This is a genomic window from Pedobacter frigoris, assembly GCF_005116445.1.
Lineage (GTDB): Bacteria > Bacteroidota > Bacteroidia > Sphingobacteriales > Sphingobacteriaceae > Pedobacter > Pedobacter frigoris.
In genome coordinates this window covers 640,645-657,420 of record NZ_SWBQ01000001.1, presented here as the reverse complement: position 1 = coordinate 657,420, position 16,776 = coordinate 640,645, and the positions used below count along the sequence as shown (strand labels likewise).

Here is a 16,776-nt window from a genome sequence, read left to right as displayed (position 1 = left end):
TCGATGATTAAAATAAATGCGCTCCTGTTAAGCCTGTTTTTACTGGCATGTACTAGCTATGCCCAGCAAGTAAAAGTAAACCACAAAGTATTTAAGTACGGAAAAGTTGACCTCACTGAATTTGACACCAAAGTTAGCGGTGTAGATTCAGCGGCATCAGCAGTAGTATTGTTTGATGTGGGAAAAGGTTATTTTGACTTCACTGCTAAGGGTCTTGTATATGTTCAGGACCGACATACCCGTTATAAGATCATCAACAAAAACGGATATGATTATGGAAACCTGGAACTCCAGTTTTATAAGAGCCAGGGAAACGGGACTTCGCTCGACCAGTTAGATGCAGCTACCTACAATCTTGAAAACGGGAAAATTGTAACCAGCAAAATCAACAAGGATGCGAAGTTTACCGAAAAACAGGATAAAAACTTTACACTTAAAAAGTTTGCATTACCTAATGTAAAAGAAGGATCTATCATTGAATACAAATACAAAATTATATCTGACTTTATTTTTACGCTTCGTCCCTGGTATTTCCAAAGGGACATTCCAACACTGTATTCCGAATTTACCGCTACTATTCCTGAGTATTACAGGTACCGTCAGAATGCAAATGGCTTTCTGTTCTTAAACCCCACACAAGAAAATGTAAACCAGAGTTTCAACGGCGCTACGCTCAATTGCAGACAATATAACTTTATAGTTGAAAATGCTCCTGGTCTAAAAAAGGAAAGCTTCATTACCACCATGCAGGATTATGTAAGCAGGGTAAACTTTGAACTGACCTCTATCACTGTTCCAGGTGAAGCTTATAAGGAATTTACAACCACGTGGCCTAAGCTTGTAGCCGGATTAAAAACTGAAGAGAAGTTCGGGCAGTTTGTAGATAAGAAAAGTTTTATAAAAAGCCTTTTAAAGGGACAGATAAAAGGTGACCAGAGCAATAAAGACAGCATGCTGGTATCGATTTTCAATTATGTGAAAAATAACATAAAGTGGAACAAGGAAACAGAGCTTTACACGTCTGAAACTAATCCTAAAGCTATTTTTGAAAAGAAAGCGGGCAACTCGGCAGACATTAATTTATGTCTTTACGCCTTATTGAAAGAAGCGGATATAGCGGCCTCTCTTATACTGATCAGTACAAGAGACAATGGAGCGCATCCCGGATTGCCGATGCTTACTGCATTTAACAATGTAATTGTAGGTGCTAAAATTGGCGAAAATGTTGTGATGCTGGATGCTACAGATAAAAACCATTGTGTTGATCTGATCAGTTATTCTAATCTGAACCATCAGGGCCTACAGGTAGACCTGGAAAACGAATCTGCACAATGGGTATCCACTGATGACAATAAAATCAGCAAGAAAAACATCAATTATGTGCTGACCATGGACAATGAGCATAAGCTGTCCGGAAAGCTGTACCTTTCTTCATCAAACTATGAAGGTTTGGCAAGAAGAGATCAATACCTGTCTGCCGCCAATGAAACAGACTTTTTAAAAGATTACAAATCGGATAAACCGGGTCTGGGCATCAAGAATTACGAGGTCACCAACCTGAATAACCCTTCGGAACCGCTTATTGAATCAATGGATGTAGAAATTGAGGATAATGTGGAAGAAGCGGGCAATCTGGCCTATTTTACACCGCTTTTATTTGAAAGAACTAAGGAAAATCCTTTTAAACTGGAAGAAAGAAAATTTCCTGTTGATTTTGGTTTTCCATCGGAAGAAATTTTCCGCATGACCATTGAATTCCCAAAAGATTATCAACTGGATAAAATGCCTAAGAACGAAAAAATCATTCTTCCGGATGAAACTGCGGCATTTACATTCATGTTTGCCGCTGAAGACAACAGGATCATGCTAAATAGCAAGATCACTGTTAAAAAACCGGTATTTACAGCTGAAGAGTATTATGACTTGAAAGAGTTGTTTAAAAATATAGTAAGGAAACAGGCAGAGCAAATTGTACTAAAGAAAATTTAAAATGAAGAGATTATTGCTTTTTGTACTGACTGTACCAACATTTAATAGTGTTTATGCTCAGGGCATATACGATGTCAGTAAAATACCTGCGGACTTGACTAAGAATGCATCTGTTGTAATTAGAAATGAGCAGCAAACTTATGAGGTAAAAAGTCCGGGGAGTGCGAGTCTGGATTACAAAACTGCCATGACTATTTTGAATAAAAATGGAGAAGATGCATCTATTATGCGCGAATTTTACGATAAGTTCTCCAGCGTCAGTAGTTTAAAAGCTACGCTGTATGATGGTAGTGGCAACAAGATCAAAGATTATAAATCATCTGACTTTAAAGACCGCAGTGCTGTCTCTGATGGTTCAATCTATGAGGACAGCCGCATAAAATATCTTGAATTTTTGCATACGAGCTATCCCTATACCATTGAATTCAGTTACAGCGTTAGTTACAATGGGGTACGGTCCTACCCAATGTGGTATCCTGCAAGTTCATGGGGCCATTCCATTGAACAGTCAAAGTTCACCTTCATCATTCCGGAAACAATGACCTTTAAATACCTCAAAAGTAAAGGCCTGGCTACGGATTCATTGAAAACAAAAGGTAAAACTGAGTACAACTGGAGTTGCAAGAACATCAGCGCCCTGGAATATGAGCCTATGAGTACAGGTTTAAGAAATGTGCTGCCCTGGGTAACAGTGGCGCCAAATCAATTTGAGTATGACAACGCAAAGGCCAATATTGAAAACTGGAAGAATCTGGGAACTTTTATGCAGGACCTGAGTAAGGGACTTCAGGTATTGCCAGAAGCGACTAAGGCAAAAGTACAGGCCATTATTAAGGATGCAAAAACACCTGAAGAAAAAATCAAATTGCTGTATAAGTTCTTACAGGCAAATACCAGGTATGTGAGTGTACAGCTCGGCATAGGTGGTTACAGACCTATTGCTGCAGAAAAGGTAGCAAACGTAAGTTATGGCGACTGCAAGGCCCTGTCGAACTACATGAAAGCAATGCTTGAAGAAGCCGGAATTAAATCACACCTGGTGGTGATTGGCAATGACATGCCTTCGCTGAATAAGAATTTTGCGAGTATGAACCAGGCTAACCACATGATCCTTTGTCTGCCTTTACAAAAAGATACCACATGGCTGGAATGTACGAGCCAGTATGTCCCGGCAGGTTATATCGGTTACAACAATTCGGACAGAACCGTATTGCTGGTAACAGACGAAGGAGGCAGACTTGCACAAACACCAGTTTACAAACCTGCAGACAATTACCAGAAACGCATCACTAAAGTAATGCTTAGTGAAGATGGCAATGCAGATATCTCTATTGATTCTAAGTATGCCTATGCCCAGTTTGAAAGTAATCTTGGAATGCTGCTTAAAGATCCGACTGAGCAGCGTAAAACAGTACTGAACTCGTTGAGTATACCCAATATGGAAATCAGTAACCTGAGTTATTCCCAGCCGGATAAAAACAGTGCGGTACTGGATGAAAAGATCGGTTTAAAATCATCCCAGTTGCTCACTAAGGGAGCTGACAAACTTTTCCTTACTTTGAACCTGCTGAACAGGCAGGATGGTGTGGTTACCCCTATTGAAAATCGTAAAACCTATTTTGCAGTGGATTATAGTTTCAATGACGAAGATGAGATCATTTACATATTGCCCAAAGGGTATAAAGTGGAGTTTATCCCTAAGGATATCACGATAGAATCTGAATTTGGAAAGTATACGGCAAAGTTTGCAAGTAAAGAAAATACGATAGTCTATACGCGGACCAAGACCATGACCAACAAGAAATACCCTCCTGAAAAATACAATGAATTTGTATCCTTTTATAAGAAAATATATCAGGCTGATAAACAAAAAGGTATTCTGGCTAAAATTGATTAGCCAGAATACAATTATTTTTTCCCCACCACAACTTTTGCAAATCGCTCGGTATTGAGGTATTGATTAGCAAGTGCAGCCAGTTCTGCTGATGTAATGGTTTTTACAGTATGGATATAGTTTGTATAGTAGCTGTAGTCCAATCCTGAGAAATAAACATTTTTAAACTTGTCGGCATGAGAAAATGCATTCTCCAAACTCCCAAGCATAGAACCCAGCATGTAATTTCGCACCAGGCTCAGTTCTTCTTTTTCGATCGGTTCTGTTTTTAGAATGCTGACCTCCTTTTCGATCTCATTTAGTGCATCGGCACATACATCAGCTCCTACTTCAGTAGCAATGAAGAAGTAGCCTGCATCCTTTAAGGAAACAACAGCAGACCCGATGCCATAGGTATACCCTTTGTCCTCACGGATATTGGCCATTAGTCTTGAGCCAAAGTATCCGCCAAGCAGGCAATTTAAAACCTGGAATCCAGGGAAATCTTTATGCGTTCTGCTGATACCCAGGGCTCCCATACGAATGGCCGACTGAATAGCATCAGGACGTTCCACAAAGATATCTCCTACAGGATGATCTGTGAAGCTGAATTTGTTGACCACAGCAGCTGAATTGTTGTCCCATTGCTGCCCAATATTGTCATTTAAGGTGCCAAATTCGGTTTGTTCAAATTTACCGGCAACAAATATGGTACAGTTTTCAGGTTTGTATGCAGCTTTAAAATAAGCTACAAGATCAGCTCTTTTCAATGCTTCATAGTCAGAGGCTTCTATATTTGATCCATAAGTGGTGTCGCCGAATAAAGCATTTGCAAACTGCCTTCGTGCCAGGAAGTCATTTTTCTGAAGGTTTACCTGTAAAGACTGCTTCTGGTTTTGAATAAAAATGGCCAGTTCCTGTTCCGGAAAAATACTTTCATTTAAAATTGAACGCATTATGGGCAATACAGACGCCAGGTGTTTATTTAAGGTGTAGAGCTTAACAGCAAGTTGGTCTGCACCATATTCTGTTTGCAAAAATGCACCATAATAGTCCACCTTATCTGCAATCTCTTTTGCCGTTAGTTGTGTGGTACCATTGTTGATCAAATGACTTACCGCGATCGCCTGTAAAGGCTTGGAAGGATCCCAGTTTACATTTTCAAATATAAATTCGATACGCACCAGTTCCTGTTGCCCGGCATTGATAGTAAATACCGGAATGCCATTGTCCAGTTTTTGCTTTAACGGCTCAATAAAATTAATTTCATCAACCTGTTTCGATTCGGGAGCTAATATACGATTAAGAAGCATCTTGGGCAGTTAAGTAATAAAGTGTGGAACATTGTTCTTTTACAAAGGTTGTTTTTGCAGCCTCCAAAATTCGTTGTGGGGTAACAGACAGGTACTTATTGATCTCAGTATTCAAATCTGCCGCATCGCCCAGCAATTCATAATAAGCCAGGTTCATGGCTTTATCAAGCAGGCTCATTTCAGCGAAGACCATAATTGATTCAGACTTGTTTTTCACTTTGGTGATTTCCTCTACTGTCACCTCTTCAGTCGCTATTTTATCCAGCTCTGCCCAGATCGCAGCTTCTGCCGCTTCTACGGTAACACCCTGTACCAGTTTGCCTTCTACGACAAATAGACCTTCGTCTATGCTGCTGGTGATGTAGGCATGAATGTCACTGAACAGTTGTTGCTCTTTTAGCAAGCTGTTGTATAATCTTGACGACTGCCCCTGGGAAAGTACGTCAGACAGCAGATCGTATGTCTGGTATTCTGAATTTTTTCTTGCAGGCATTTTGAATGCCATATAAATTGCATTTAGCGGCACATCAGCTTTTACAGTTTCGCTTCTGGCTTCAGTTTGTTTTGGTTCCTGAGGTAAATTTCTGTGGTATTTATCTCCTGCCGGTATTGGAGCAAACCACTTCTCAGCAAGCGCTTTAACTTCTGATGTTTTGACATTGCCACCAACAACCATAATTGCATTTTGCGGATTATAGTGCTTTTTGAAAAATGCTTTTACATCTTCCATTTTGGCATCTTCTATTTGCTTCAGGTCTTGTCCGATCGTTGCCCATTGGTAAGGGTGTGTTTGATAGGCAAGCGGTCTTAATTTAAGCCATACATCACCATAAGGCTGGTTCAGGTAACGTTGTTTGAATTCCTCGCAAACCACGTTTCTTTGTGTTTCCAGACTTTTTTCAGAAAAAGCAAGGCTCAGCATACGGTCGCTCTCCAGCCAGAATGCTGTTTCTAAATTGACCGCGGGAAGCGTAATGTAATAGTTGGTGATGTCGTTACTGGTGAAAGCATTGTTTTCACCTCCTACCCTTTGAAGCGGTTCATCATAACTTGGGATGTTGACAGATCCGCCGAACATCAGGTGTTCAAATAAGTGTGCGAAGCCTGTCTTGTCCTTTTCCTCGTCGCGAGCGCCGACATCATATAATATATTTAACACCGCCATTGGCGTTGTATCATCTTCATGTACCAGTACACGAAGCCCGTTAGCTAATGTAAAACGATTGAAATTTACCATAATTTAAATATTGTCGCAAACTTAGCCAAAACTGTGTTAGCATTCATGATGCGCTTTAAAATTATTGCATGAAGGTGAATAAATGCTTTCCAATTTTACCTAAGTTTGCAATATGAATACTACGGATTTATTACAAAGGGCCTTGCAATTCGACTTCCTGACAAAGGAAGAAGGTGTTTTTTTATACAACAATGCTGCAACTGCCGAACTGGCTTTTGTAGCCAATGAGCTGAGAAAGAAACAAGTGCCGAGTGGTAAGGTGACCTGGCAGATAGACCGTAACGTAAATACCACCAATGTTTGTATTGCCAATTGTAAGTTCTGTAATTTTTTTAGGAGACCAGGACATGATGAGAGCTATATCACGGATATTGAGACGTACAAAGTAAAAATTGAAGAAACCTTCAGACTCGGCGGTGACCAGTTGCTTTTACAGGGCGGCCACCATCCGGATTTAGGACTGAAATTTTATGCCGACCTTTTTAAACAACTGAAAGAATTATATCCGGATTTAAAACTGCATGCCCTTGGTCCGCCGGAAATCGCGCACGTAGCAAAGCTGGAAGGCATTTCCCATACTGAAGTTTTGAAAGCACTGAAAGCTGCAGGAATGGACTCTTTGCCAGGTGCCGGTGCGGAGATTTTGAATGACCGTGTAAGACGGTTGATCTCTAAAGGAAAATGTGGCGGACAAGAATGGCTGGATGTAATGCGTGCCGCTCATCAGCTGGACATTACGACATCAGCAACTATGATGTTTGGACACGTGGAGACCATAGAAGAGCGTTTTGAACACCTGGTTTGGATCAGGGAAGTACAAAGTGAAAAGCCTGCACATGCAAAAGGTTTTCTGGCTTTCATCCCATGGCCTTTTCAGGATGATGGCACACTATTGAAGCGACTTAGGGGAATCAGTAATAATGTTTCTGGTGATGAATATATCCGGATGCTGGCGCTGAGCAGGATTATGCTGCCCAATGTAATCAATATCCAGGCTTCGTGGCTGACGGTAGGTAAGAATGTAGCAGAGCTTTGTCTGCATGCCGGCGCCAACGATTTTGGTTCAATTATGATCGAAGAGAATGTAGTTTCTGCCGCCGGTGCTCCACATCGTTTTACGGCTAAAGGAATTCAGGATGCAATCCGTGAGGCCGGTTTTGAACCTCAACTTCGTGGGCAGCAATACAACTACCGTGACCTGCCTGAGCACCTGGAAGAGCAAGTGATCAACTATTAAAAAAGGAAGAAGACTTTTCGTCTCCTTCCCCATCTTAAACTTAAACAAACATTATTCCTTAAGGTTTCCTAAAGAGGAACTTTTAAAAACAAATTTGCAATTGATACAACATTCGCTTTAGCAAGTGGTTCATCAAATGATTCCACAGCTTTAGCTTTAGTAACACCAGTAGCAATTCCAGTGATCGTTACACCAGTCTGAACATCAAGATCCTCTCCGGCATATACCGCATCAACCTGAGTGATTCCGGTGTCATTTGCTACACCACCTGCACCGAGACTGATCCAAGGTTTGATAGCAGCGCCTCCACCGTTGATACCACCCTGACGCATGAAACGGATGTGTGCTGCGTGACGTGCTTCTACTGAGTGAATTTGAAGCGCAGTAGTCAGCACTGCATTTCCTTTAAGCGCACCAGCCTGACCTTTGTAAGCTCTTACTCCGGTATCTTCAAAAGCCTGTGCCACTGCAAGGAAAGTCTGATAATTGCTATATACGTCAGCAAAAGTGTTCTTTGCAGTAAAATCAAAATCAGTGTAAGCTAATGCCGGTCTTGCAGCAGTACCCAATGCACCTTTTAACAGATTTACGTGGGCCAATTCATGATCTCGGATCGTGGTAATTGCACCAACTGCGGGAGTACCTGCAGGGATTAATCCAGGAGCAGCAACCACTGCATGATTGTAAAAATGGTATTCTAAATACTCCAGTGTTAAAGCAAAGTTCAGGACTTCATTAACCGTTGCAGGTGTAGTCTGTCCATATGCTTTCTGGAACAATGATCCCAGTGCCAAAGGCATGGCTGCCAAAGTTATTTTTTTGCTCATGTTGAAGAAGTCCTTCATCGCGGCCCTTCTTGGGTTTAATCTTTCATAGATCTCACCATCAACTTTTTCTATTTCTTCTAATATATTTACAATATTCATGTTTTCTGGAGTTAAGGTTATAGGTTAATCACGTTAATTTTGGTTTTCACATATTTACCTGCGATAGGCAAAACCTTATCAGGTGTTAAAGCAGCATCCAAACCGCCCGCATTGTTTGCGCCCAGCGCGGTTAAGGTATTTAAATCTGCAAAGCTTCCATAAGATACCAGATCGCGGACGTATGAAGCGTGACGGGCCTCAACAGAAACGATCTTTCCGGCAGCAAGCAAGAAATTTACGTCCGTAAGACGCACACCTACTCCATTGTAAGCCGCAACACCTAAGTCCTCAAATGCCATCGCAGCGCCGAGAACACTTGTCCTGCTGGTAAAATCGATACTCGAAAAATCAACTTCCAAACTGCCAATTGCAGCAGTACTCAATGCTTTTTTAAAATATTCTCTATGTGCAATTTCGTGGAACTGAATGTCCTGAAAATAAGCTTTTTCATTTGCGCTAAATCCCGATGGCGGTGCAGAAGCAACCTGTATGTAAAATGCGGCTTCCAGTTGCTCTAAAGCATATGCATAATTTAATACGCCGAAGTCGTTTTTAAAATCCAGTGTTACACCGCTGGACATAGGCATGTTAGGTCTGTCTTTTTTGCATCCTGCTGCTACTAAAGCTACAGCTGCTGCACTAGCCCCTGCAAATTGCAGGAAGGAACGACGCTGTAATGGCGCAGTAAAAACATTACCATTTTCTGGCAGCGCCTCCTGCGTTTTTGTTTCTTGTAAGTTTTTCATAATTATTTAGTTTTAAGTTTTAAAGGTTATGAAGCTTGCTGCGCAGGTTTCATAATTATTAGTTTTAAGGGTCTTTGGGCTTATCTACGAAAGAAAAAAAGGTTTGGTTTTAGCATTTGGAAAAAATATTCTTCTATCCTTCATTTTTTTAATAAATTCACCATAATAAAAACCCAAGAACCGTGCTGAATGCCATTATTGTAGACGATGAAGAGTTTGCCCGCTCTTCATTATATTTTTTATTGCAGGAAAATTGTGAGAACATTAATGTCTCAGGAATAGCTAAATCTGTTGCTGAAGCGCGCACTCTGTTGGCGCAAAATGCGATAGACCTGGTTTTTCTGGACATTGCGATGCCAGGTGAAAATGGCTTTGAACTGATCCCTCAGGTTCAACAGAGTAAAGCTCATATTATTTTTACCACCGCTTATGATCAATATGCTTTAAAAGCGATTAAAGCTAATGCCCTCGACTATTTGTTAAAACCTATTGATATCGACGAACTGAAGGAATCTGTAAATAAAGCTTCGAGGTATATTACTATGAGTAAGAATGGTGAAAACAGGAGTGAAAGTTTACAAAATCTTTCTGCGAGCCTCAATGAACGTAATGAAATCAGAAAAATCAGTCTGCCAAATGGGCAAGGTTATAGCCTGGTGAGCATTGACGACATCATTCATATAGAAGCAGACAGCAACTATTCAGTTTTTTATCTTGCAAATGGTGATAAGATCACCGTATCAAAGGTTTTAAAAGAATATGAAGAAATTTTGCCTGATAATCAGTTTGTAAGGATTCATAAATCGAGCATAGTAAACCTGAATTACCTCAAGGAATACAATTCAAAAAATGGATTGGAAGTAATATTGAAAAATGGTGGTAAATTAGCTGTTTCAAGACGACGTGCCAGCGACTTTGCGGATAAAGTCAGGGCATATACCAGTTTTGACGGTGATAAAGCAACCTCAAATTGACAACTGTTTCACATAGATTATTACCCGGGCTTTTAACCTTTGTTATTGCTTTTTTCTATAGCATCTGCTGTTACCCGCAAAGCACGTACATCCAGTATTTTAATACAAAAAACGGTTTACCCAGCAACAATTGCTTTTATACTTTACAGGACTCCAGAGGCTATATATGGGTGGCAACAGATGCCGGTGTAAGCAGGTTTGACGGAAAGGTATTTGAGAACTTTTCTGTGGATGATGGATTGCCGGACAATCAAATCTTACAGCTGAGAGAAGACAATACAGGGAGGATCTGGTTTTTGTCTCTGAACGGACAACTGAGCTATTTTCTTAATGGGAAGATATACAACGATAGCAATGATCAGCTCCTTAAGCTACTGAACTTCAATGCTGTTATTGTATCGTTCTATCAGGACACAAAAGGCAGAATATGGTTTGGGACCAACAAAAACATACTGGTGATGTGGGATGGAAAAACCATAATGAAGTATATATCTGCGAATGTTAACCGTCAGTTTTTCAACACTTTCATTCATGAAGATGCCAATGGTAAGATATGGGCATACAGCACCAGTAGCGTCAGGATATTTAACGGATCCGACTTCGACGTTGTAGAACAAACTGATCTGCCGATATCTTATAAAACAATTTTGAGCACATCTGACCATTTGCTGGCCTACATCAATAAAAATGGGTTGGTAACAAAAAAAAACAGTAACGATCATTTTGAATATGTTATAGATCGGTCTCTTTTGAACAATGAACTGGGATATTTTTACATGGATGGGTCGAAAAATGTTTGGTTAAGTACTTCATCCGGCGTTTATCATATCCAGTCTGATGGCAGCAAAGTTCATTATCTGCACAACATGTCTACCAGCCAGGTAATAGAAGACATGAAGGGCAATATGTGGTTTACCACAAATAATGGAATATACATGTTGCCCAAAAAGAGCGAACGTCTCTATATCATTAATAAAACGGACGGGCTGACAAGTGATATTATAAAAAGTCTGATTAAAGACGACAAAAACAGGTTTTGGCTGGGTTTTGATGAAGCAAACATCAATGTCCTGGACCTGAAAAAGAATGATGTGGTTAAAATCACATTACCAGATAAGAAAAAGTATAATGTCATTAAACAGCTTAGTTTCGATAGCGTCAATCATGCTGTTTATTTTGCCTCTGATTATGGTTTAGGAAGACTGAACAATATTCACAATACAGATAAACAGATAGATTATTTAAGAGAATCAAATGATCTGGTATTTGTGATCAAGAGCTTTAGTCTGGCCAAGAATAGAAGTCTGGCCATGGCCCTATCTTCCGGTGTGGTTATTTTGCACGATCGAATCAACAAATTTGAATTCAGTTCACTTTACCTTAAGGAAGGCGCAGATGTCTTTAACAACAGGTCCTATTGCACATTTTATGACAAAGATGAAAATCTTTGGTTTTCCAATATCAATGGGCTTTCAGAGCTATCAAATCAGAAATTATACAGCTATTTTAAGAAAAGTCAATTACTTACGCGTAGGATCAATGATATAAAAGAACTGAATGACGGAACGATCATTTTGGCTACAGATGGATACGGAATCCTGTTTATGAAGGATCAAAAGATCATTAAGGTAATTACGCAGCGTGACGGGCTGGCAGACAATATATGCAAGAAACTCTTTGTCAAAGACGATGCAGTATGGATTATTACCAACAGCGGTATAAATAGAGTCTCATTAGCTGATAAAAATGTTACTGTTGAAACTTTCGAATACACCAATGCTTTACTGAAGGACGACGTAAACAGTCTGTACATTGATACTGACTACGCCTATTTTGCTACAAATAATGGTTTAGTTTACTTTCCTGTAAACAAATCTAAGGCAACCAATGAGTTACCTGTGGTTTTGATATCATCGATAGTAAACAACAAAGTTAAACTTAGTCTAAATGGTTTGAAACACGTTCTTGATCCTTCTAACAATAACATTACTTTTTATTATAGCGCGATAGACTTTCAGAACAAGAACATTACCTACAGGTACAGATTAAAATCTGATGCCAACTGGACAGAAACTAAAAACAGAAGACTTGAGTTTTCTTCCTTAGAGCCGGGTGAATATGTTTTTGAACTGAGTGCAAAGTACAATGACAGTGAATGGGGAAAAGCGACATTGGTCAAATTTGTTTTAGAAGAACATTTTTGGCAAACATTATGGTTTTTGGGACTTGTATTTATTATTGCTGGATTTGTGTTTTACAAGATTGCAGTGGTTGTGACGAGAAGACAAAAGAATAAAGAACAGGAGCAGTTACTGTTGAAGAACAAGATCTTGATGCTGGAGCAACGCGCATTGCAAGCCATGATGAACCCCCACTTTGTATTTAATGTAATGAATTCTATCCAGCACTACATAAATACTAAAGATACGGCCTCTGCAAATAAAATATTAACCGGCTTTGCAAAGCTGATCAGGAAAAATCTCGACATCTGTACACGAAGCTTTATAACGCTGGAAGAAGAACTTGAATACCTGGAACTTTATCTCAGTCTGGAAAAGAAAAGGTTTGGTGAAAAGTTCAATTATGCGATTAACGTAGATCCGGAGATCGAGAAAGAAGAAACTATGATACCTTCTATGCTGTTGCAGCCATATATTGAAAATGCTATATGGCATGGCATAATGCCGAAAGAAGAGGGAGGAAAAATAGACATTCAAATCAATCTGACAGGAAACGACCATTTGTTGATTAATATCATCGACGATGGGATCGGGATAGAAAACTCGCTGAGAGACAAGAAAGGTGAACATGTAAGTAAAGGAATGGATCTGACTAAAGAAAGGATCAATCTACTAAATCAGGTTGAAGCAAATCCGATACAGATGCAGATCAGACAAAATGGAAAATCAGGCACATTTGTCTCTATCTCTATTCCTTTGACACACTAAAATACCGTTTACTCAATTTTTCATACCACTTACTAAGTAATAAAGAATGGTGTTTAAATTTGCATTAAACTTGTTATAGATATTAAAACAAACAGAGTTTGTAAAAAGCGTTCTTATAGAATTGATCAAAGATATTTTACCTAACCTAAAACTATATCTCAATTCAGGTTTCATTTGTGTGTTAAAAAATGGTAAAGTTCATAGCTTTACCATTTTTTTTGATGCTGGTTTAGGCTTTTTTTAATGCTAAAAAAAGTCAATATTTTGTCGTTTACTCTTTCTTAAAAGTGTTTTTTGTATTATTTTTGGACTAACAAAAAAACAAACAAAAGAGCGTTGTTTCTATTTAAAAAGATTTTTTGTAAATTTAATTCATAAATAAAGAACCCTAGGGAATTATATTATTTGTAATGAAAACTCCAAAGAAACCAATTAAGCAAAGTCCATTAGTTGATCCTGAAACAGAGATGGAAGATTCACATGAAGAAGTTAGTAAAAATAAGAAATTTGAAGATGACGATGACGACTTCGACATGCCATTAGATGATCTTGATACTTTTGATAATTTTGGTTCTGACGATGACGACGACGATTATTAATTTAGTTAAAACATAAATGATTAAGAGGCATCCTTACGGGATGCTTTTTATTTTGACTCCTTCCCCCTTATTTAAAAAAGCATGACAATAGTACCTGTATCTGATAAACAAACCCAAAAAGACTTTTTAAATGTTGCTCGTTTCATCTATAAAGATGATGGAAATTGGATTTGTCCTCTTGATCAGGATATAGAACTGGTTTTTAACAAGGAAAAGAACCCATTTTTTAATCATGGTAAATGTACACGCTGGATTTTAAAGGACGACCAGGGCCAGACTATTGGTCGCGTAGCTGCATTCATCAATGAGAAAAAAGCATACAATTATGAGCAACCCACAGGGGGAATGGGTTTCTTCGAATGCATCAACAGTGAGAAGGCTGCATATTTGCTATTTGATACAGCACAATCCTGGCTGAAGGAAAGAGGTATGAAAGCCATGGATGGACCGATCAATTTTGGGGAAAATGACTCATTTTGGGGATTGCTTATAGAAGGCTTTATCCCTCCATCCTATGGAATGAATTATAATCCGGAGTATTATTATGATTTCTTTAAAAATTATGGTTTTGAGAAGGAGTATGAGCAGATTACGAATCATTTAGCTGTAAGAAAGCCATTTCCTGAGCGCTTTACCAAAATTGCAAATTGGGTAGCTGGCAAAGCAGGTTATACTTTTGAGCATTTTTCTAAGAAAAATGCTCAAAAGTATGTTAGTGATCTTATGGAAATCTACAATGACGGTTGGCAGGATTTTGAGAATTTTGTACCGATCAAAAAAGAGACATTACTGGAGAGTTTCAAAAAAATGGAAACCATAATGGATGAAAAGCTGATTTGGTTTGCTTACGTGAACGGAGAACCAGCTTCATTTGTAGTCATTATTCCTGATGCAAATCAAATGATCAAAGGCTTTAATGGAAAGCTAGGATTAGTAGAAAAATTAAAGTTTGTATACAAACGATGGATTGGCGTTAACAGAATGCGCGCCATAGTTATGGGAACTAAACGAGCATATCAAAAACATGGTTTAGAATCGGCGTTATTCATTAAATTAAAGGAATATGTTTTGCCCATGAATCAGTATGACGAGCTGGAGCTTTCCTGGGTGGGTGATTTCAATGATAAGATGTTGGCTATCCACCAAGCAACAGGTGCCACTTTTGGAAAGCGGCACCTGACGTTGCGTAAAATATTCTCTTAAATCAAGAGACTATTTCTCGCGGATTTCTTCGTAAAGATCAATGACCTTTTTTTGAAGTTTAATAATTTCTTCTTCCCTTTGAGACAGTTTATCCTTTAAGCTATTGATTTCTTCAAAATTAAGCGACTGTGGGTTCTCCCCTTCCTTAGAAATAATGTCCATGGTAGATACTTCAAACAAATTAGCGATTTGTGCCAATCTAGATATGTTTATATCGGTAATACCAGTTTCTATTTTTGAAAATGCAGGAATTGAAATATTTAAACGTTTAGCAACTTCCCCCTGGCTCCAGCCGTTCTTTTGGCGTAATTGTCTAATGTTTTTACCAATGATATTCATGTCGTAAATTTAGGTTTGTTATTCTTGTTCTTTTTAGGATAGTATATTCAACTCACGTGCCAATTTCGCAAGGTCTAATCCGCCAAAGTTTCCAGAACTCATCAACAACAGGTTCGTTTGGTAAAAATTTATGTCTGATAAGTAAGCCTGTAAAGACGCTGAGTTGTCGAAAAAAAGCAAGTCATCGTTGTTAAATGCTACTTGAACATCATATTTCGTGAATGGTTCAAGTTTCTTATGTACAAAAGTTTTCTCATCTATGTAAACAATTGCAAGGTCTGCTTTGTTCATAGTATGGGCATATTGTGCTAAAAAATTTTTATTCAGGCTGCTAAATGTATGTAACTCTATACATGCAACAAGTTTTCTTGTAGTAAATTGTGCTTTTACAGCATCTATTGTGGCTTTTAGCTTTGATGGAGAATGAGCAAAATCCTTATAAACGTTTGTTTCTCCAGAAGAATTTAGTAGTTCTAATCGTTTTGAAGCGCCGGTAAAGGACGAAATAGCAAGATTAAATGTATCATTTTCGATACCTAATTCATTACAAACTAACCTTGCTGCATTTAAGTTCATTAAATTATGATCACCAAATACTTTTAATTCAGTTCTGTCTGGCAACAAATAAGTTATACCCTTGTTTACCTCATGTTGCGGAATTTCATACCCTATTTTTTTAATCTGAGCACTGGATTGCTGAACAATTGAGGTTAAGTCTTTATCAGCGCTGCAATAGATCAGAGTTCCGTCGGCCTGGATAGTACCTATAAATATCTCAAACTGCGTGATATAGTCCTGATAAGTTGGGAATACATTAATATGATCCCATGCAATACCACTTATCACTGCAATATTAGCTTTATATAAATGGAACTTTGGTCTGCGGTCTATAGGAGACGCCAGATATTCATCACCTTCAATAATAATCACCGGCGCTGATTCCGTTACTTTCACCATGGTATCAAAACCAGCTAATTGAGCTCCTACCAAATAATCAAAATCCTTATTGCAATAATTAAGAACATGCAAGATCATCGAAGTAATAGTTGTTTTGCCATGGCTGCCTCCTATTACAACCCTAAGCTTATTCCTTGTTTGCTCATAAATATATTCCGGGTATGAATAGATCTTAACTCCCAACTCCTGTGCCTTGAGTAACTCCGGATTATCTGTAAGCGCATGCATGCCCAATATCACAGCATCAAGATCCGCAGTAATGTTGTTTTCATTCCAACCCATTTGCGCAGGAAGGATTCCATGTTTAGCCAGTCTGCTACTTGATGGTTCAAAGATCACATCATCAGATCCTGTAACCTGATATCCTTTTTTATGTAAAGCAATTGCCAGGTTGTGCATAGCACTACCACCAATAGCAATAAAATGTATACGCAT

General features: G+C 38.8%; 13 protein-coding genes. 7 read left to right on the top strand and 6 right to left on the bottom strand.

The window, feature by feature from the left end:
- Positions 1–3: 3 nt before the first annotated feature.
- Positions 4–1,989: a DUF3857 domain-containing protein gene (locus FA047_RS02910; protein ID WP_136834477.1), complete on the top strand. Its 1,986-nt coding sequence runs from the start codon at positions 4–6 to the stop codon at positions 1,987–1,989.
- Position 1,990: 1 nt separating this feature from the next.
- Positions 1,991–3,886 carry a DUF3857 domain-containing protein gene (locus FA047_RS02905; RefSeq protein WP_136834476.1) on the top strand — a complete coding sequence of 632 codons (1,896 nt, stop codon included), beginning with the start codon at positions 1,991–1,993 and terminating at the stop codon, positions 3,884–3,886.
- A gap of 11 nt (positions 3,887–3,897) precedes the next feature.
- On the opposite strand, the gene FA047_RS02900 is transcribed toward FA047_RS02905, so the two are convergent.
- Both FA047_RS02900 and FA047_RS02895 read right to left on the bottom strand, forming a co-directional pair.
- Positions 3,898–5,175 carry a M16 family metallopeptidase gene (locus tag FA047_RS02900; RefSeq protein ID WP_136834475.1) on the bottom strand — a complete coding sequence of 426 codons (1,278 nt, stop codon included), beginning with the start codon at positions 5,173–5,175 and terminating at the stop codon, positions 3,898–3,900.
- Positions 5,165–6,412, bottom strand: a complete 1,248-nt coding sequence (locus tag FA047_RS02895; protein WP_136834474.1) for a M16 family metallopeptidase — start codon at positions 6,410–6,412, stop codon at positions 5,165–5,167. Before FA047_RS02895 ends, FA047_RS02900 begins: the two co-directional genes overlap by 11 nt.
- Before the next feature lie 112 nt (positions 6,413–6,524).
- Between FA047_RS02895 and FA047_RS02890 the strand changes: the two genes are divergently transcribed.
- On the top strand, positions 6,525–7,649 hold the full coding sequence (locus FA047_RS02890) for a CofH family radical SAM protein (RefSeq protein WP_136834473.1): 1,125 nt from the start codon (positions 6,525–6,527) through the stop codon (positions 7,647–7,649).
- Positions 7,650–7,717: 68 nt separating this feature from the next.
- On the opposite strand, the gene FA047_RS02885 is transcribed toward FA047_RS02890, so the two are convergent.
- Together FA047_RS02885 and FA047_RS02880 are read right to left on the bottom strand one after the other, a co-directional pair.
- The gene (locus FA047_RS02885) at positions 7,718–8,575 is read right to left on the bottom strand and encodes a ferritin-like domain-containing protein (RefSeq protein ID WP_136834472.1); all 858 of its coding nucleotides are present in this window, start codon (positions 8,573–8,575) and stop codon (positions 7,718–7,720) included.
- 17 nt (positions 8,576–8,592) lie between these two features.
- Positions 8,593–9,321, bottom strand: a complete 729-nt coding sequence (locus FA047_RS02880; protein WP_136834471.1) for a ferritin-like domain-containing protein — start codon at positions 9,319–9,321, stop codon at positions 8,593–8,595.
- Positions 9,322–9,503: 182 nt separating this feature from the next.
- Between FA047_RS02880 and FA047_RS02875 the strand changes: the two genes are divergently transcribed.
- The 4 genes from FA047_RS02875 (at position 9,504) to FA047_RS02860 (ending at position 15,045) form a co-directional block, all read left to right on the top strand.
- Positions 9,504–10,295 (top strand): LytR/AlgR family response regulator transcription factor, encoded by a 792-nt coding sequence (locus FA047_RS02875; RefSeq protein ID WP_136834470.1) that lies wholly within the window; start codon positions 9,504–9,506, stop codon positions 10,293–10,295.
- Positions 10,292–13,243 carry a ligand-binding sensor domain-containing protein gene (locus FA047_RS02870; RefSeq protein ID WP_136834469.1) on the top strand — a complete coding sequence of 984 codons (2,952 nt, stop codon included), beginning with the start codon at positions 10,292–10,294 and terminating at the stop codon, positions 13,241–13,243. The genes FA047_RS02875 and FA047_RS02870 overlap by 4 nt, the downstream gene beginning before the upstream one ends.
- 410 nt (positions 13,244–13,653) lie before the next feature.
- Positions 13,654–13,842: a hypothetical protein gene (locus tag FA047_RS02865; RefSeq protein WP_136834468.1), complete on the top strand. Its 189-nt coding sequence runs from the start codon at positions 13,654–13,656 to the stop codon at positions 13,840–13,842.
- A gap of 81 nt (positions 13,843–13,923) precedes the next feature.
- On the top strand, positions 13,924–15,045 hold the full coding sequence (locus FA047_RS02860) for a GNAT family N-acetyltransferase (protein WP_136834467.1): 1,122 nt from the start codon (positions 13,924–13,926) through the stop codon (positions 15,043–15,045).
- A 9-nt stretch (positions 15,046–15,054) separates the two neighbouring features.
- On the opposite strand, the gene FA047_RS02855 is transcribed toward FA047_RS02860, so the two are convergent.
- Positions 15,055–15,384, bottom strand: a complete 330-nt coding sequence (locus FA047_RS02855; protein ID WP_048906616.1) for a helix-turn-helix domain-containing protein — start codon at positions 15,382–15,384, stop codon at positions 15,055–15,057.
- Between the two features lie 33 nt (positions 15,385–15,417).
- A complete protein-coding gene (locus FA047_RS02850) occupies positions 15,418–16,776 on the bottom strand; it encodes a UDP-N-acetylmuramate--L-alanine ligase (protein ID WP_136834466.1) in 1,359 nt (452 codons plus the stop codon).